Source organism: Streptomyces sp. SDT5-1 (genome assembly GCF_052245995.1).
Taxonomy (GTDB): domain Bacteria; phylum Actinomycetota; class Actinomycetes; order Streptomycetales; family Streptomycetaceae; genus Streptomyces.
The window spans coordinates 2824281-2840843 of sequence record NZ_CM125963.1 but is presented as its reverse complement, the minus strand read 5'-3'; the positions used below and the strand labels follow the sequence as shown (position 1 = coordinate 2840843).

Genomic DNA, 16563 nt, shown 5'->3' with positions numbered 1-16563 from the left:
GACAGGCACGCGTACGTCATACGTCACCTACGTCCCTTGGGAGGGCCCATGCCTCAGATCACCGTCGACCACTCCGCGGACCTCGACGACCGGATCGACCGGGACGGGCTCGCCGCGGCGGTGCACCAGGCCGCGGTGGACACGGTGGCCGCGCGGATCCCGGCGTGCAAGACGCGGTTCCGGCGGGTGGACGCCACGGTGGTCGGGGACGGGGCGGCGTCCCTCGTCCACGTCGAGATCGGGCTGTTGGCGGGCCGGACGGAGGAGGCGAAGGCGTCTCTGGCGGAGGCGGTCCTCGCGGCGCTGCCGCACCACATCAAGTCCGCGACGCCGGTCCACCTCTCCACGGAGATCCGCGACCTGACCCCGTCCTACCGGTCGACGGTCACGTCGTAGCCCGGCTGCCGCACCGTTCCTCCGCCACCCGCCCCCGCAGGCGAAAGCTCCGTCAGGCGGTTCACGAGGGATGTGAAGGGGCCCGACGGAGGTTCGTCGCGGAGGAGGGTGTGGAGGAGGGACGCGAGGGACTCGTCGTGGGTCGCGCTCACCGCCGCCAGCGCCGCGAAGTCGTGGACCAGTTGGAGCTGGAGCTCCTCGCGCGGGATGCGCCGGCCGTCCAACCAGATCAGCGCCGTGGACTCCGCCAGCGAGATCCAGGAGCGGATCACGAGGTCGAGCCGCGCGGACGGTGTCGTCACGCCGAGGTGCCCGAGGATCTGGACGTACGCGGCGTGGCGCACGGAGTCGATCAGGGCGTTGGTCGTGGAGGAGCCGACCGCGGGGCCGCCGCGCATCAGGGCCGAGAACCCGGGGCCGTGTTCGTCGACGAAGTCGAAGAAGCGGCCCATCACCCGCAGCAGCCGCGCCCCGAGCGGCCCCTCCTTCGGCTCCTCGAACCGCTCCGCCAGATCCTGCGCCGCCCGCCGCAACGCGGCCTCGTACAGGCTGAGTTTGCCCGGGAAGTAGTGGTAGACCAGCGGCCGCGAGATGCCCGCGGCGGCCGCTATCTCGTCGATGGAGACCTCGTCGGGGGAGCGGTGGCTGAACAGTTCGAGTGCGACCCCGATCAACTGCCGCCGACGCTCCTCGACTCCCATCCTGCGCCGCACCCCGGTAGTCATGCCGAACACTCTACCGAGCGAAACCGGCCTGCCAACCGGTCCCCGCACAGCGCCCCGTACAGCGCCCCGGACGTCGCCCCTACAGGTCGAGCACGATCCGCTCGCCGCGCGCCCGCGAGACGCAGATCAGCATCGAGTCCGCGCGCTCCGCGTCCGTGAGCAACTCGTCGCGGTGCTCTATCTCCCCTTCCAGGACGCGCTGTTGGCACGTTCCGCAGAACCCCTGCTCGCAGGAGTACGAGATCCCCGGCACCGCGGAGCGCACCGCCGCGAGCACCGTCGTGTCGGCGGCGACGTCCACGACCGCCCCGCTGCGCCGCAGCTCGACCTCGAAAGGCCCGTTGCCCTCGGCCGAATTCCGTGGCGTGAACCGTTCGCTGTGCAGCGCGCAGTGCTCGGGCAGCGCCGCCTCCACGGCAGCCATGAGCCCCTCCGGCCCGCAGCAGTACACGGCCGTGCCCGGCGTCGTGTCCGCGAGCGCCGCGACCAGGTCGGGCCGCCCGGACTCGTCCTCGGCGACGACCGTGACCCGGCCAGGCACCTCGCCGCCCACCTTCTCCACGTCCTCCACGAACGGCATCGAGGCCCGCGTCCTGCCCCCGTACAGCAGCCGCCAGTCCGCTCCTCGCGCCGCGACCTCCCGCAGCATCGGAAGGATCGGCGTGATCCCGATGCCGCCCGCGACGAAGACGTACGCAGGCGCCTCCGCGTCGAGCGGGAAGCGGTTGCGCGGCCCGCGCACCTCGACCTCCGCGCCCGCGCGCAGCGCCTCGTGCACCTCCCGCGAACCGCCGCGCCCGCCCTCGTCCTCGGGGATCAGCCGCGTCGCGACGGTGTACGAGGACGTGTCGTCGGGGTCGCCGCAGAGCGAGTACTGGCGGACGAGGCCCGAGGGCAGTACGAGGTCGAGGTGGGCGCCGGGGCGCCACGACGGCAAGTCGTGTCCCTCCAGGCGGAGTTGGACCACCCCGTCGGCCACCGTCTCGTGGCCGGAGACGAGGAGGCGCAGCGCCCTGGCCCGGGGGCGGCCCGACGTCGGTTCCTCGAGCGCGGGCATCGGCCACAGCGGCGAGCGCCGCACCCGCCGGCGCAGCGCGCGCCGCACGACGACCGCTGCCCCTGCCACCAGTACCGCCTTGCGCACGGCCCGCGCGCTCATCGGCCGGCCTCCGCGCGGGCGGACGTACGGGCGGCGGAGCGCGCGTCCGCGGCGGTCGCGGCCGGCGACGAGGCGAGGTAGGCAACGGCCTGGTCGGTGTCGCCCTCCTGGTCGGGGTGGTAGCTCCGGCTCAGGTAACGGGGGATGGAGCGCACCATGTCGCCGGTCGCGGGCAGCACGCCCCGCTTGCCGCCCCGGTAGAACTCCTTGAAGGAGGCCCTGCCGTCGACGAGCGTCGGATCGTTCTCCATGAAGAACCGGGCGCCGCGCTGCCACAGGAAGACGAGCGCGGTGAACGCGGTGGCCCAGGTGCGCACTCGGCGCCGGTAGCTGCCGTCGAGGTGCTCGAACAGCTCGAAGGCGACGGCCCGGTGCTCGACCTCCTCCGCTCCGTGCCAGCGCAGCAGGTCCAGCATGGTGGGGTCGGCGCCGCGCCGGTCGAGCTCGTCCGCGTTCAGCACCCAGTTGCCGAGGAACGCCGTGTAGTGCTCGATCGCCGCGATCAGCGCGACCCGCTCCATCAGCCACCACTGCCGCGCCTTGCCCGGCGGCAGCGTCCGGTCGCCGAGCAGCTTCTCGAAGAACCAGTCGACCTGCGCGGTGTACGGCGTCGGGTCGAGGCCCTGTTCGCGCAGGTGCGGAAGGACCTCGTCGTGCGCCTGCGAGTGCATGGCCTCCTGGCCGATGAACCCGATGACGTCCTCGCGCAGCCGCTCGTCCGTGATGAGTGGCAGGACCTGCTTGTAGACGTGCACGAACCAGCGCTCTCCCGCGGGCAGCAGGAGGTGCAGGACGTTGATGGTGTGCGTGGTGAAGGGGTCGTCCGGCAGCCAGTGCAGGGGTGTCCTGTCCCAGGCGAAGGAGACCTGGCGTGCCTTCAACGGGACGCGCGTATTAGACATGGCGTCAATGTACTGACGAGTAGGTGCGCTGGACACCCCCTGTGCACGAATTTGTGGATCAGCCCGACCCGGGCGGCCGGGCGCGGGCTACCGCAGCGTGTGCACGGCGGCGCCCCGCGCCGTCCGGCCGCTGAGCGAAACCTTCGTCCCGCGCTCCACCGGCACCGCCAGCACGTTCCCCGTGACCGAACGGCCCGCCGCCGTCACCGAGTTCACCTGAGAGCTGCCCGCCGCCACGAGGTACCACGTGCCCGCCCGGGACTTCCATCGCACGCCCGACAGGACCCGCGGCTCCCGGGGCCCGCACGCGGGCGAGGACTGCGACGTCGACGCGACGACCGCCGCGTCGGCGCCCGAGGCCTGGAAGAGGGCGAGCGTGCGCGGCCCCGTGCCCCGCCACGTCTGCGCCCGCGTGCACGACCACTGCGCGATCCCGTTCGCCTCGGGCAGCTGCTGGCGCGCGTACGCCCAGGAGTTGACGGTGCTGACGCCGTGCGAGCGGGCCGCCGCGAGCGAGCAGGCGCTCGACGCCCAGTCCGTGGGCCGCGCCTCGCGGGGCGCTCGGGGGTTGCCCGCGGTGAGGTGCGCGGGCACCAGCTCGCCGAGGTCGGTGGTGAGCCGGGTGCCGCTCGCGTCGGTGAGCGCGAGCGCGTTCCACGACGTGCAGGAGGTGGCGAGCGCGGGGCTCGGGAACGGAGCCGTGATCCCGTCCTTCGTACGGGACACGGTCCGCGCGCCCGCCTCCGGCTTCAGCAGGTCCCGGGTGGCGGCCGAGGTCACCCAAGGCGCCGTCAGATAGCGGACGTTGCCGTCGGCCCTGTCCATCACCAGGGCCCCGGCGTTCGCGCCGGACGCGCCGTCGACCCGCGCGAAGTCGAGCGCGGCGCCGCTCGTGCCGCTCTTCGGCTCCGCGTAGCGCACCACCCGCATCCCGTCGTAGAGCAGCACGACACGGGCCTGGTCGAGGTCGCCCGCGTACAGCAGCTGTGGCGGTCCCGGCGGCGCGCCCGCCGGGGTGCCCGGGGTCGCCGAGACCTTGACGGAGCCGCCGGGCCGCGCCCACACGGCGAGCGCCCTGCGCAGCAGCTCCTTGTCGCCGGTGAGCGAGCCGCGCGCGGGCCACACCGAGAAGTCCTCGCGGTCCGACGTCTTCCACGCGGTCGGCGACGCCTTCCGCAGCTTCGCCGGGTTCAGGGCGGCCTGGGCCGCCGGGTTCTTCGCGTACGGCGGGGCCGCCGCGCCGTCCGGGGCCCAGCCGTCGCCCGGCAGTCCGAGCAGCGCGCCGCACACGAGGGTCGCGGCGACCGCGGCGATCGCCGCCTTCAGGTGCTGGCGGCGGCGCATCAGATCGGTGGGCCGTGCGTGCAGGGAGCACGGGTCGAACTCGGGGGACTCCAGCAGTGACGTTCCGTCCGCGTCGTCCTCGGCGGCCGTGCTGTCGTCGGCCGCCGTCACCCGCGCCTCGACGAGCGCGGCGGTCGCGTCCTCCTCCGAGCAACCCGCCTCGACGAGGACCGCGGCGACGGCCGCCTCATCGAGCCGCTCCAGGCCGCGCAGCACGTACGCGGCACGGGCGGGCCCGTCGAGCGCGGAGAGCCGCTGGTCGAGGGCGAGTTCGTCGGCGCCCCCGGACTTCGGGAACAGCCGCAGGCCCCACACCTGCGGCAGCAGCGGCGGCAGCTGCGCCCGCTTGGGCCAGGCCAGGCGCTTGAGCGGCAGCCCCGCCTCCAGCGCGCTGCGCAGCACCTTCAGGCGTACGTACGCGTAGCCCGGGTCGGCGGCGCCGCGCTGGGCCGGGACGCGCGTCGGCGCGTCGGCGGTGCGGCCGCGGGGGAGGGCCCGCTGGGCGATCGCGTGGGCGGTCAGCACGCGGCGGTTGCGGCCGAGGCCCGGCGGCAGCACGAGATAGGCCAGTCGGACCAGCCGTGGGTAGTGCTCGACCAGGGCGGCCTCGGCCTGCTCGACGTCGATGACGGCGGCCGGCGCTTCGGACGGGGGCGGGGTTTGCTGCTGCACCTTTGACTGCACGTTCAGCAGAACGAGCGAATGGTGGGATGGTCACAGCCGCCCCGTGCCACGGCCGGCCCGCACGGCCCTATTCGGCCACGAGGAGCGCCTTCGCGTAGTTGGCCATCGACCGTTGGTAGCGGGGCAGATGCGGCGCCAGCGCGCCGAGGACCAGGGCGAGGCCCTCCCGGTCGCGGCCGAGACTCGACAGGCACAGCGCGAGGCAGCCGCGCACCGCGTCGTCCAACTCGTCGCTGGGAGCGGTCAATTCCGGTTCCAGCAGGGCCACGCCGTCCTCGGGGCGCCCGATGTTCCGTAGTGAACTGGCCAGTTGGATCTTCGTGCGGCGGGCCCGGTACCCGCTCAGGCCGAGCCGCAGCGCCTCCTCGTACAGCGGCACCGCCTTGTCGGAGTGCCCGGTCGAGTCGAAGGCGCAGGCCCGCTCGAACGCGGCGACGGGGCTGTCGGCGGGCAGCTCGGCGGCAAGCCCGTCGATCAGCGCCCGGAACTCGCCGGCCGTCGCCTCGTCGTAGTCGTCGATCGTCGCCCAGGCGGCCGCGATCCGCTCTTCCCAGTCACTGCTCTCGGTGCTCACCGGGGCACTCTCACACAGCCGCGCCCCGGTGTCACCGGAGATACGGGGACGGGGTCAGCTCAGCTTCCAGCCGCTGAACTCCACCGTGCCCCGCGTACCGTTCCCGCCGTTCGTCGCGCTCATGAACATGCCGACGCCCTGCGCGGAGGCCAGCCGCATCGCGGGCACCGTCGCCACGGTCCGCCACGTCGCGCCGTCGTCCGTGGAGCACTCCCCGGTGTACGAGTCGCCCGCCCGGGAGAGCCGCAGCAGCACCGGCGCCTTGATCCCGGTGATCCGCTTGTACGTGTCGAGGGTGCCGTCGCCGTTGCTGTCGTACGACAGGACGACGCCGTTGGCGGGGGTGACCGCCAGGTTCGCGAAGCCCATCGTGCCGGAGCCGCCGATGGAGTTGGCGACCATGATCCCTGCGCGCGCCCACGGGCCGGTGACCGCCTGCGTGTCCACGCGGACCGTGGCCACCGAACCGTCCCGGAACGCGTTCGCCCGGTAGAGCGCCCCGAACTCCGCCGTGCCCTTCCACAGGTCGGCGCCGCCGCCGTCGATCGCGTACCGGTCGTCGAGCTGCCCGAAGACGGCCGCGTTGTTGCTGTACGTCCGCCAGCTGTCGGCGAGCGGCCCCGCCTCGAAGAGCGTGCCTTTGTGGACGTACGTGACCCGCTCCTCGCCCGCCGGGCCGTACCGCACGTCGATCGTGTACGGCAGCGGGCGCAGCGGCTCGTCGAGCGGGGTGCCGGGCGCGCTCGCCCGCCACGCGACCTCGCCCTCGCCGGCCGGCGGCACGCTGTCGAGGCGGGTGGCGCCCTCCGGTTCGGCGGTGATGCCCTTGAGCGCGAAGTCGACGCGGCCCGTGGCGCGCAGGCCGTTGACGTTGCGGAACGTGGCCGTCACGCGCGCGTGCCCGCCCGGCGGGAAGGCGGGCGGCTCCGCGGTGACCGTGACCGCGCCCTGGTACGGGGCGCGGGCGAGGACGTCGCGCACCTTCGACGCGGTCCGGTACGGGTCACCGTACGGGCGCAGCGGATAGTCCTTGGGCTCGCGGGTCCACGGCTCCTCGAAGGCGAACCAGTCGACCTTCGCGGGCTCCCGGCCCGCCGCGAGCGCGTCGTCGAGCTCGTCGAGCCACTTCTGCCAGCGCGGCAGGTAGAAGTCGGCCATGAGGCCGTGCCACTCCCGGTTGCCGTACTCGTGGAGGTTGCCCGGGTCGGACGTGGCCCGGTCGCCCCACACCGTGATCAGCGTCTTGGCGCAGCGCTCGAACTCGGCGCGCTCGGCGTCGTTCGTGGCGAGGTTCCTCGCGTCCCGGATCCACGGCCCGAGCAGGAACGCCGGGTGCGTGCCCGTCACGTCGTCCGAGAGCCGCATCAGCTTCAGCCACAGCGCCGACAGCGCCTTGAACGTGTCCCGGTCCTTGTCCGCGTACGCCGCCTCGAGCTGCGGCAGCAGCTGCCGGCTGCGGTGCGCGAGCGCCTGCCGTGCCACGTCCACGAGGTCGTACGTGTACGCCGCACTGCCCCGCAGCTTCCCCGACACGGCGAGCAGCCCGGCGAACGCCGCGTCGAAGCGGGCCGGGTCGTAGGTGAGGGCGCGCGGCGCGTAGTAGGCGGCGCGGTCGGCCGACAGGTCGGGCCGGGCCGCGAACAGCGAGTCGTGCGGGTCGGAGCGCTCCGCCGCCTTTTGTTGGTACGCCGTCTCGTGCAGCGCCTGCCAGGCGGCGCGGGCCCCCTTGTCGCGGCGCCCGTACCGGAAGTCGGCATACCCGGCGAACCATGCGGCCCGGTCCAACGTCCCCTCGGTCCAGGCGAGTTCGGACCACAGCTCGAACGCGGCGGGGTCGCGGTCGGTCGCCTCCGGCATGTACGCCGTACCGGCCAGCGCGCTGTCCGGCTTGTCGCGCCACGCGAAGAACTTCTCCTGCCAGATGTGCGCGCGGGCCCCGATCGTGGTCCGGCCGCCGAAGTTCGGGATCGTGCCGAACGCGTACGGGGTGCCGCCCCAGTCCTTCTCGCGGTCCGTGACCGACGTGAAGCGGTCGGACACGCCGTCGACGATCAGCATCTTCTTCTTGTCGATGGCGTCGATCAGCTCGGGCAGCGGGTTCGCCTCCCAGCCGAGGATCACCCACGTCGCGCCGGGACGGTTCTTCTGGAGCGCCGCCTCGACACCGCGCGCCGCGTCGGGGACGGGCACGTCGCCCGCGGTGCCGCCCTCGTGCAGCAGGTCCATCTTGAAGGCGTCGACCTCACCGAACAGGTCTTTCTGGTGTCCGTAGAACGCCTCGGCGACCTGCGCGAACGCGGTCGTGCGCGGGTCGAGCCAGTCCGGCCGCTCGAAACCGTGCCACACCCCCTGCGGCACCACGTGCGCGTCTCCGCCGTTGCGCTCCACGAAGCCCTTCGGTACATGCCCGTAGTAGCCGGGCATCACCGGCTTCATGCCGAGCGCCCGCAGCCGGTCCACGATCCTGCGCCCCAACGCGGCGCGGCGCGCGATGAGTTCGGGCGAGAGCGGGCCCCCGTACCCGGACAGGTTCTGGAGCAGCCACCACGGCTGGTGGGACGGGGCGGGCAGCCAGGAGCGGGCCTCCGCGTCGCTGTACCCGAAGTCCTTCAGGACCCGGTGGTAGACGGCCTCCATGCCGGCGATGACCAGCACCTCGTTGCAGCCGTGCAGCGCCAGGATGTCGATCTCGCGCTCCCAGTACGACCAGTCGGCGAACGGCGCCGTGTAGCCGTCGTTCGTGTCGTTCAGGGCGAAGCGGTGGGGGAGCGCGGTGCGGCGCTCCAGCGGGGCCGAGGGCGCCGGGAGCCGGTCCGGCAGGTCGAGCTGCGAGCCGTTCCAGGCGATGTGCGCCCCGCACACGTACTTCAGATAGCAGTGGACCCCGGCGAGCAGCGTCGCCGGGGTCGTCCCGTACACCGTGATGCGGCCCGGCGTCCCGGTCACCCGGAAACGGTCCTCCGTGCCGCTCGCGGCCTCCAGTCTGAGCCGGAACTGGTCCGCGTGGTGCGGCAGTTGTCTTTTGAGCGCCGCGTCGGCCGCAGCCGTATCAACAACAGCCACAGGACGCGCGGCCACCGCGCGCGGAGCCGCCTGAGCGGCCGGCACGCCCACCCCCAGGGCCGTGCCGAGCCCGATGGCGCCCGTCGTACCGAGAACCGTGCGTCGCGATGGTGCGGACATACGTGTACCCCCCTGCGTCGGCGGATCGTGCGGCGCACGGTACCAACGGAAGCGACGCGACAGGAGAGCGCGCATGAGGAAACTGCTGGCGGCGGGGGCCCTGCTGGTCGCCGCCGCGACGGGCTGCGGCTCCGGAGGCGCCGACGAGGCCCCGAAGGACGACACACCGAAGATCCCCCGAACGGCCTCCGGAAGCCTGGAACACCTGGCGGACCGCGCCGGCTGCCGTCCCGACATCCAGACCGACGCCGCCGACATCCGCCAGGCCAACTGCGGAACGGGCAAGGGCCGTTACGTACTGGCCACCTTCACCACCGACAAGGGCCAGGCCGAGTGGTTCGACCAGGCCAACGACTACGGCGGCGTCTACCTCGTCGGCCCCAAATGGATCGCCGTCGGCGGCGCCGCACAGCTGACGAAGCTGCGCGGCCGGCTCGGCGGGACCCTGGAGAGGCCGGCCTCGCACCACTCGGGGAGTAGCGGTGGTGGGGGTCACGAGGACGGTGCGCTCTCCGGGCACGAGGGTCGCCGCTGAGCCGGCCGCGCAGCGGCCGGGGCGGGGCGGTCGCTCAGCTGCAGCGATCGCCCCGGTTCAGGCAGTTCGCCACGCGCTTCATCTCGGCGTCGTCGAAGACGTTGATGAAGTCGTCGTGGTCGGTGATCGGCTTGTGCAGCTGCTCGGGGAAGCCGTCCACCGCGAACGGGTTCTTCACCTGCCCGTTCTCGATCGTCGGCGCCTGCACGTCGTACACCAGGCGCATCGTCAGCTGCGGAATCGCCTTGAAGTTGGCCGGGCAATTGCCGTTGCCGTCGGCGAACGCCACGTGGGTGCGGTGGTTGGCGCTGTCGATGTTCTGGCCGTCCCAGCAGCTCTGGAACGCGAAGCTGCGCACCACCTTGGACCCGTCGGGGCACAGCGGGTACTTGTCCGTCAGCTGACGGTCCTCGAAGCCGGTGCAGCTCCAGTGCGCGTTGGCGTTCGCCGTGCCGTTGGTGAAGGCCTTGGCGTCGCCGGTGATGATGCGCAGGAACCTCGGCATCGCCACGACCTTGCCGCGCGGGTTGCCGACGAACTTGATCTGGGCCTTCTCCGCCTGAAGGATCTTTCCTACGTTGCCCTCCTTGCCGCCGCCGTCCTTGTCGGCGTCGAAGTCCTGCGAGCCGTCCTGGACGCGCAGCACCGGCCAGTAGTAGGTCGACCTGTCCTTCTGGTTGCGGCAGCTGGTGTCGGCGTTGGCCAGGTCGTCGTTGCTGGAGAAGGCGTCGTTGTCCTGGTTGCCGACGTAGTCGTGCAGGTGGTGGGCGCCGTTGGCGACGCCGGGCGCCACGATGATGTTGTCGGTGTTGAACTTCTTGTTGTCGTTCACGCCGCAGCGGGTGGTGAAGGTGCCGGTGGAGGCGCCGCGGCCGTTGCGGGGCTTCTGGACGTTCGGCTGGACCTTGGTGATGTCGGCGAAGTCGGCGGCGACGGGGCCGTTGCCCGCCTGCCCGCCGTTTCCGGGCTGCTGTCCGCCGTTTCCGGGCTGTTGACCGCCGTCGCCGCTGGACGACGAGGGGGAGGGCTGCGAGCCGTCGCCGCCCGGCTGTTCCTGCGGCGGCTGGTCCTTCGGCGGTTGCGCGGTGCACTCCGCCATGTCGTTCATGCCGTCGGGGGCCTGTCCGCCGCGGCGTTCCATCTCCAGGCGGATGCGGTCCAGGATCGCGGACCGGTTCTTCTTCAGCGGGTCCAGGATGCTGTTCTGCACGAACCGGGGGTCCCGCGCCGCCGCGTCCCGCGAGGCGGCGAGCCGCTGATAGGCCTGCGTGACCTGGCTGTCCAGGGTGGCCAGTTCACCGTCGACCTCGTCGCGCGCGCCGTCCGGCACGTCGGACAGTTGTGTGCCGACGTCCGGGCAGTCGATGGTGGCCACTTGCTGCGTCTGCTGTGTCTGCGTCCCGCTGCCCGCGCCCTGTCCTTCGGCGGAGTCCTCGTGGGCCGACGCGTACACGTTGACCGCGACCAGCCCACCTCCGCCCAGGAGCAGCGCGGCCGACGCGATGGTCATGCGCGTCGCCAGCGTTGAACGCCGTTTCCGTGAGGTGCGTCCCATGGGACTACGTACGCAACGGGGGCCGACCCCGTTCAATCGGCCCCCGGATTTCACCTCAACCGGTGGTGGGCGGCGTGTACTTGTAGCCGACGCGGCGCACCGTGCGGATGGTGTCGCGGAACTCGGCGCCCAGCTTGCGGCGCAGCCGGGCGATGTGCACGTCGACGGTGCGGCCGTCGCCCACGTGCCCGTAGCCCCACACGGTGTGGACGAGCTGATCGCGGGTGTGCACCCGGTGCGGGTGCGCGACGAGATGGGCGAGCAGCTCGAACTCCAGGTACGTGAGGTCGAGCGGGCGGCCCGCGACGTGCACGGTGCGGCAGGCGGTGTCGACGGAGACGAGCGGATCGGTCAGAAGGGCGTGCGCCATGGTCGGCTCTTTTCGCGCGAGGAGTCGTCGGAAGAAGGACGTACGTCGTGCGCGCGGACCGAAGGCCGGGACGGCTTCGGCGTGACGGCTTTAGAGGGCCCGCGCGTTCCTCACGCGGCGACACACCCGGTCGAAGTCGTGGTGCTGCCGGGACGGCCAGAACGGCTCGAGGTCGTGGGGGCGCCCCCACGAGCTGCTGTTCCGGTCGATGCTGGCCATGTCCTCATTGAAACAGATGCGCAACGCGAACGAGAGGGCGCCCACACGAAGTGGACACCCTCCCGGACGGCGGTTGGCCGGAATCAGACCTGGCCGGCCTTCTCGAGCGCGGAGCAGCAGGTGTCGACGAGGAGCCGCGTCACGACGTACGGGTCGACGTTCGCGTTCGGGCGGCGGTCCTCGATGTAGCCCTTGCGGTCCCGCTCGACCTGCCACGGGATGCGGACGGAGGCGCCGCGGTCCGAGACGCCGTACTTGTACTCGTCCCACGGGGCGGTCTCGTGCAGACCGGTGAGGCGGTCGTCGATGCCGGCGCCGTAGTTCTTCACGTGGTCGAGGGGCTTGGAGCCCTCGCCGAGCGACTCGCACGCGGTGATGATCGCGTCGTAGCCCTCGCGCATGGCCTTGGTGGAGAAGTTGGTGTGCGCGCCCGCGCCGTTCCAGTCGCCCTTGACCGGCTTCGGGTCGAGGGTCGCGGAGACGTTGTAGTCCTCGGCGGTGCGGTAGAGCAGCCAGCGGGCGATCCACAGCTGGTCCGAGACGTCCAGCGGGCCGACGGGGCCGACCTGGAACTCCCACTGGCCCGGCATGACCTCGGCGTTGATGCCGGAGATGGCGAGACCGGCGGTCAGGCAGTGCTCGAGGTGCTTCTCGACGATCTCGCGGCCGTGGATCTCGTCGGCGCCGACACCGCAGTAGTAGCCGCCCTGCGGGGCGGGGAAGCCGCCGACCGGGAAGCCGAGCGGGCGCTCGCCCTCGAAGAAGGTGTACTCCTGCTCGATGCCGAAGATCGGCTCCTGGGAGCCGAACTTCTCCTCGGCCTCGGCGAGCGCGGCACGCGTGTTGGAGCGGTGCGGCGTCAGGTCGATGTTCAGGACCTCGCACATGACGAGGATGTCGTCGCCGCCGCGGATCGGGTCCGGGTACTGGGCGACGGGGCGCAGCACGAGGTCGGAGGCGTGGCCCTCGGCCTGGTTCGTGGAGGAGCCGTCGAAGCCCCAGAGCGGCAGCGTGTCCAGGCCCTGCGGGGTGCCCGCGATTATCTTCGTCTTCGAACGGAGCTTGGCCGTCGGCTGGGTGCCGTCGATCCAGATGTACTCAGCCTTGAAGGTCACGGGCCACTTCCTCATCACGCGGGTCTCGAACTGACCGGAAGCCTGTCACCAGGGCATTTCTCGGCCGTTGCTCGTTTGTGAACCCCGTGTTACCTGAGGGGCGTGGCCCGTGATCCCGTATGCAATCGGCCCCTCACCCCACCTTCTCGACCCGCGCATTGCGGATCAGGAACTTCCCGGGCTCCCTGACCTGTTCGAACGCGGCGTTGTTGAGCAGCACGCAGGAACCGGACGTGGAGGTGACCTCGACGGTCGTCGACCTGTCGTTGTCGAGGTTGGTCACCTTCAGCCGGGTGCCCGCCGGGAACCGGTCGCTGGACGCGGCAGGGGCCCCGCCCTCACCGGAGAGCGTCACCTGCTGCCCGGCACAGACCTGGGAGCCGGCGTCCGCCGGGGCGTCGGGGGTGGCCTCCGCGGCGGCGCTCTCCGACGGCGCGGCGTCGTCCGCAGGGGCGGTCGCGCCCGTGGCGCAGCCCGACGCCTCCTGCTTGCGTCCGATCTCCGCCAGGACCGCCTCGCGGTTGGCGATACGGGCCTCGGACCGGGCGTCCGGGGCGGCCCGCTGGGCGTCGATGAACTTCTGGTTGTTGGCCGCGGCCGTGGCGAGCCCTTCGCACACGGTCGCGTCCCCCGCCTGCGCCGCGTTTCCGGTCGCCGCGAGGGCGAACGCCCCGCCGCCCGCGAGCACCGCGGCCGCCGCCGTCAGGGCAAGACGCTTGCCGGGGCCGAGAGTCCTCCTGCGTGACATGCGCGCCTCCTGTCGTGAGATGCACGTTGTTGCGCACGCCGTTACGTACGAGCGACCGAACCGGTGCGCTCAACGACCACTCGGGCGACTCAAGTAACGTGTCTCACAGGAGAGTTGACGGCATACGGGGGCGTGATGGCCGCGGACGGCGGGTTCTACGAGGCGTACGACAAAGTGCTGGCCAAGTGGCCGGACACCACCGAGCACCGGGACGTCCCCACCCCGTACGGCTCCACCCACGTCCACAGCCTCGGGCCGCTCGACGCCCCGCCGCTGCTCCTGCTGCCCGGCGGCGGCGCCACGAGCGCGAGCTGGTTCGCGAACGTCGCGGCGCTCGCCGTCTCCCGCCGGGTGCACGCCGTCGACCTCGTCGGCGAACCGGGCCGCAGCGTCGCCGAGCCCGCCCGCCCGATCCGCACCGTCGCCGACCTCGACGGCTGGCTGACCGCGCTCCTCGCAGGGCTCGACATCACCGCACCCGTCGACCTGTGCGGACACTCGTACGGCGCCTGGATCGCGCTGCACTGCGCGCTGCGCGCACCGGAGCGGGTCGGCCGGCTCACCCTGCTCGACCCGACCCGCTGCTACGCGGGGCTGCGCCCCGGATATCTGCTGCACGCCCTGCCGACCCTGCTGCGGCCCTCGCCCGCCAGGACCCGCCGGTTCCTGGCGTGGGAGTCCGGCGGCGCCGCGCTCGACGGCGACTGGCTGGCGCTGCAGGAGGCGGCGGCCGGCTTCCCCGCGGCGCGCCCGGTGACCGGTCGGATCCCGTCGCGGGAGACGCTGCGGGCCCTGCACGAGGGGCCTACGCGGGTCCGGGTCGTGCTCGCGGGGGAGAGCAGGGCGCACGACGTGCGGCGGATCGCGGAGCGGGCCGGGTCGGCCGCGTTCACCGTCCCCGGCGTCTCGCACCACGCGATGCCCGTGCAACTCGGCGCCGGGCTCGCCGAGTTGATGGTCTAGCCGCGCTTCAGCGCCTCCCGTACGGCCTCCTCGCTGCGGCCCACCACCGCCGTGCCGTCGTCGGCCGTGATGATCGGGCGCTGGATCAGCTTCGGGTGCGCGGCGAGCGCCTCGATCCACCGCTCCCGGCTGTCCGCGTCCCGCGCCCAGTCCTTGACGCCGAGCTCCTTCGCGTCGGCCTCCCCGGTGCGCGTGATGTCCCACGGCTCCAGGCCGAGCCGGTCGAGCACGGCGCGGATCTCGTCGGGGGAGGGGACGTCCTCCAGGTAGCGGCGCACCGTGTAGTCGGCGCCCTCCGCGTCGAGCAGGGTGAGTGCGCTGCGGCACTTCGAGCAGGCCGGGTTGATCCAGATCTCCATGGGGACAACGGTACGCGAGTGACGCCGCGCGAAGCCCCTCAACCGGCGTCTGGCCAGCGGCTTTTGTCAGTGGTCGGCAGTAGAATAGAAGCAGTGTTCGAGGGCTACGGGGGCTCTCGGACGTTCGCGACAGGAGGATGCCTGTGCCCGCTGCCGCCGCTCCGATGCTGATCGATCTGCCGTACACGCCACTCGCGAAGAGGCCGCTGCCCGCCGGGCGGCCCCGCGACTGGTACATCACCCACAACCGCCGCCTGAAGGCCATGCGGCTCGCGATAGCCCTGCTCGACTCCGGCGTCTACCTCCCCAACCAGGCCCACAACGGGCGGATCCGCGCCACGGCCGAGCTCGTCGGGATCCACCCGCCGTCCGACACGACGTGTCACATGGTGCGGGCGCTGATGCGCTACAGCCGGTAGGCCCGGCTTCGGCGCCCCCTAGCTGCTCAACTCCTTCTCCAGGGGCGTACGGAAGCGCGGTGTCACACGGGTCGTACCGAGCCACGCCGCGAGGCGCTCCGCCTCCGCGGCGACGGCCCGCTCCGCCTTCCGGCCGCCCGACGTGTCCAGGAGTCGCCACACCACCTCGCCGTCCGCCCCCTGACCCCATCCGCCCACGATCCGGCCGTTCCACCACACCGTCGGACCGATGTTCCCGCTGCCGTCGAAGAGCGCGGGGCGCAGCTCCGGCGGGCAGTACCAGTCGCGCTCCTGCCAGCCCATGGCCGTCGGGTCCAGGGCCGGAAGGAGCGCGGCCCACGGCTCCACGCCGCCGTCCGGCGCGTCCACCCGGTCCGGCAGCACGTACCCCGTGCCGCCCCCGTCGAGCGACACCGCGGCCGCCCCCACCGAGGCGAGCGCCTTGCGCACGTCCGTGACCTTCCACCCCGTCCACCACTTGAGGTCCCCCTCCGTGGCAGGACCGCACGCCCCCAGCCAGCGCCGCAGCAGCTCCGCCTGCGCCTCGGCGACCGGCAGCTCCGGATGCGGCGGCGCCACCGCCCACCGGAACTGCGTCGACGTCCACGAGCCGAGCGGCCTGCCCCGCACCACGCGCCCCTCCACCCCGAGCACCCGCATCAGCCGCGACGACACCGTGTGCGGCGCCTCGTAGCTCCTGCCCCGCCTGTACGTGAACCGCTCCTTCAGCCGGGGCTCGTCCACGGTCAGTTCGGACACCGTCGCCTCCCCGCGCCGCTCCAGCGCGGCCAGCGCCGACGCCTCCACCTCCGCGAGCCACTCCGGGGTGAGCCGCCCGTCGCTCCCGCTCACCATGTCCTTGAGCAGGGCGGCCCGCGCCTTCGCCGCCACCGCGAGGCCCGTCGACGCGTGGACCGTCGCCGCGAGCTCCGTGGGGAACGTGAACACCGTGTGCCGCATGCCGTGCATCCGCACCAGCGTCCGGTCCTCGTACAGCGCCCGCTCGACGTCGGCGACGGTCCCCGACGCGTCCGCGAGCCGCGCCCCCACCGCCAGATACACCGTCGCCGGATCCGTGCCGTGCAGCGCCACCAGGGCCCGCGCCACGTCCTGTGCGGCCGCCGCGCGGTCCGCGGGGGAGAGGAGGTGGGCGCGGGCCAGCCGCAGCCGCCGCTCGTCGTCACCGATGTGCCGGACGGTCCCTGTGGTGTTCGAGGTCATGCTGCTCATCATGCCCACCGCCCCGCGGGACCGGTCACCTGTTTGGCCCCCTTGGCATGCGGGCCCGTACGCGCGCACCGTTGACTGAAGCG

General features: G+C 72.6%; 16 protein-coding genes and 1 pseudogene. 4 read left to right on the top strand and 13 right to left on the bottom strand.

The window, feature by feature from the left end; translation table 11 throughout:
* The first annotated feature begins 48 nt into the window (after positions 1 to 48).
* Positions 49 to 396, top strand: coding sequence for a 5-carboxymethyl-2-hydroxymuconate Delta-isomerase (locus ACTWJ8_RS13270; protein WP_356377814.1), 348 nt, complete (start codon positions 49 to 51; stop codon positions 394 to 396).
* Here the strand turns inward: ACTWJ8_RS13270 and ACTWJ8_RS13265 are convergent.
* From ACTWJ8_RS13265 to ACTWJ8_RS13240, 6 genes are all read right to left on the bottom strand, one after another.
* On the bottom strand, positions 372 to 1121 hold the full coding sequence (locus ACTWJ8_RS13265) for a TetR/AcrR family transcriptional regulator (RefSeq protein WP_443263900.1): 750 nt from the start codon (positions 1119 to 1121) through the stop codon (positions 372 to 374). The two genes, ACTWJ8_RS13270 and ACTWJ8_RS13265, sit on opposite strands and share 25 nt — an antisense overlap.
* 79 nt (positions 1122 to 1200) lie before the next feature.
* Positions 1201 to 2280, bottom strand: coding sequence for a PDR/VanB family oxidoreductase (locus ACTWJ8_RS13260; RefSeq protein WP_443263899.1), 1080 nt, complete (start codon positions 2278 to 2280; stop codon positions 1201 to 1203).
* The gene (locus ACTWJ8_RS13255) at positions 2277 to 3182 is read right to left on the bottom strand and encodes a metal-dependent hydrolase (RefSeq protein ID WP_356377823.1); all 906 of its coding nucleotides are present in this window, start codon (positions 3180 to 3182) and stop codon (positions 2277 to 2279) included. The genes ACTWJ8_RS13260 and ACTWJ8_RS13255 overlap by 4 nt, the downstream gene beginning before the upstream one ends.
* 87 nt (positions 3183 to 3269) lie before the next feature.
* Positions 3270 to 5198 (bottom strand): hypothetical protein, encoded by a 1929-nt coding sequence (locus tag ACTWJ8_RS13250; RefSeq protein ID WP_443263898.1) that lies wholly within the window; start codon positions 5196 to 5198, stop codon positions 3270 to 3272.
* A 79-nt stretch (positions 5199 to 5277) separates the two neighbouring features.
* Complete coding sequence (locus ACTWJ8_RS13245) at positions 5278 to 5784, bottom strand: tetratricopeptide repeat protein (RefSeq protein WP_356377828.1); 507 nt, start codon at positions 5782 to 5784, stop codon at positions 5278 to 5280.
* 54 nt (positions 5785 to 5838) lie between these two features.
* Positions 5839 to 8967, bottom strand: coding sequence for an alpha-N-acetylglucosaminidase (locus tag ACTWJ8_RS13240; RefSeq protein WP_443263897.1), 3129 nt, complete (start codon positions 8965 to 8967; stop codon positions 5839 to 5841).
* A 73-nt stretch (positions 8968 to 9040) separates the two neighbouring features.
* Between ACTWJ8_RS13240 and ACTWJ8_RS13235 the strand changes: the two genes are divergently transcribed.
* Complete coding sequence (locus ACTWJ8_RS13235; protein ID WP_356377834.1) at positions 9041 to 9502, top strand: hypothetical protein; 462 nt, start codon at positions 9041 to 9043, stop codon at positions 9500 to 9502.
* A 34-nt stretch (positions 9503 to 9536) separates the two neighbouring features.
* Here the strand turns inward: ACTWJ8_RS13235 and ACTWJ8_RS13230 are convergent, their stop codons facing one another.
* The 5 genes and pseudogenes from ACTWJ8_RS13230 to ACTWJ8_RS13210 form a co-directional block, all read right to left on the bottom strand.
* The gene (locus ACTWJ8_RS13230) at positions 9537 to 11057 is read right to left on the bottom strand and encodes a DUF1996 domain-containing protein (protein WP_443263896.1); all 1521 of its coding nucleotides are present in this window, start codon (positions 11055 to 11057) and stop codon (positions 9537 to 9539) included.
* A gap of 55 nt (positions 11058 to 11112) precedes the next feature.
* Positions 11113 to 11406: pseudogene (locus tag ACTWJ8_RS13225) on the bottom strand (winged helix-turn-helix domain-containing protein); the annotation flags it as partial.
* A 111-nt stretch (positions 11407 to 11517) separates the two neighbouring features.
* Positions 11518 to 11646, bottom strand: coding sequence for a hypothetical protein (locus ACTWJ8_RS13220; RefSeq protein ID WP_356377840.1), 129 nt, complete (start codon positions 11644 to 11646; stop codon positions 11518 to 11520).
* A gap of 83 nt (positions 11647 to 11729) precedes the next feature.
* Positions 11730 to 12761: a glutamine synthetase gene (gene glnII, locus ACTWJ8_RS13215; RefSeq protein ID WP_356377843.1), complete on the bottom strand. Its 1032-nt coding sequence runs from the start codon at positions 12759 to 12761 to the stop codon at positions 11730 to 11732.
* 133 nt (positions 12762 to 12894) lie between these two features.
* On the bottom strand, positions 12895 to 13509 hold the full coding sequence (locus ACTWJ8_RS13210; RefSeq protein ID WP_443263895.1) for a hypothetical protein: 615 nt from the start codon (positions 13507 to 13509) through the stop codon (positions 12895 to 12897).
* A gap of 135 nt (positions 13510 to 13644) precedes the next feature.
* On the opposite strand from ACTWJ8_RS13210, the gene ACTWJ8_RS13205 reads away from it, so the two are divergent.
* Positions 13645 to 14472 (top strand): alpha/beta hydrolase, encoded by an 828-nt coding sequence (locus ACTWJ8_RS13205; RefSeq protein WP_356377975.1) that lies wholly within the window; start codon positions 13645 to 13647, stop codon positions 14470 to 14472.
* Here ACTWJ8_RS13205 and ACTWJ8_RS13200 read toward each other — a convergent pair.
* Positions 14469 to 14831: an arsenate reductase family protein gene (locus tag ACTWJ8_RS13200; RefSeq protein WP_356377849.1), complete on the bottom strand. Its 363-nt coding sequence runs from the start codon at positions 14829 to 14831 to the stop codon at positions 14469 to 14471. The two genes, ACTWJ8_RS13205 and ACTWJ8_RS13200, sit on opposite strands and share 4 nt — an antisense overlap.
* A gap of 137 nt (positions 14832 to 14968) precedes the next feature.
* Between ACTWJ8_RS13200 and ACTWJ8_RS13195 the strand changes: the two genes are divergently transcribed.
* On the top strand, positions 14969 to 15250 hold the full coding sequence (locus tag ACTWJ8_RS13195; protein WP_443263894.1) for a hypothetical protein: 282 nt from the start codon (positions 14969 to 14971) through the stop codon (positions 15248 to 15250).
* Positions 15251 to 15268: 18 nt separating this feature from the next.
* On the opposite strand, the gene ACTWJ8_RS13190 is transcribed toward ACTWJ8_RS13195, so the two are convergent.
* Entirely contained in the window at positions 15269 to 16471 is a 1203-nt protein-coding gene (locus tag ACTWJ8_RS13190) for a winged helix DNA-binding domain-containing protein (protein WP_443263893.1), read from the bottom strand.
* Between the last annotated feature and the right edge of the window lie 92 nt (positions 16472 to 16563).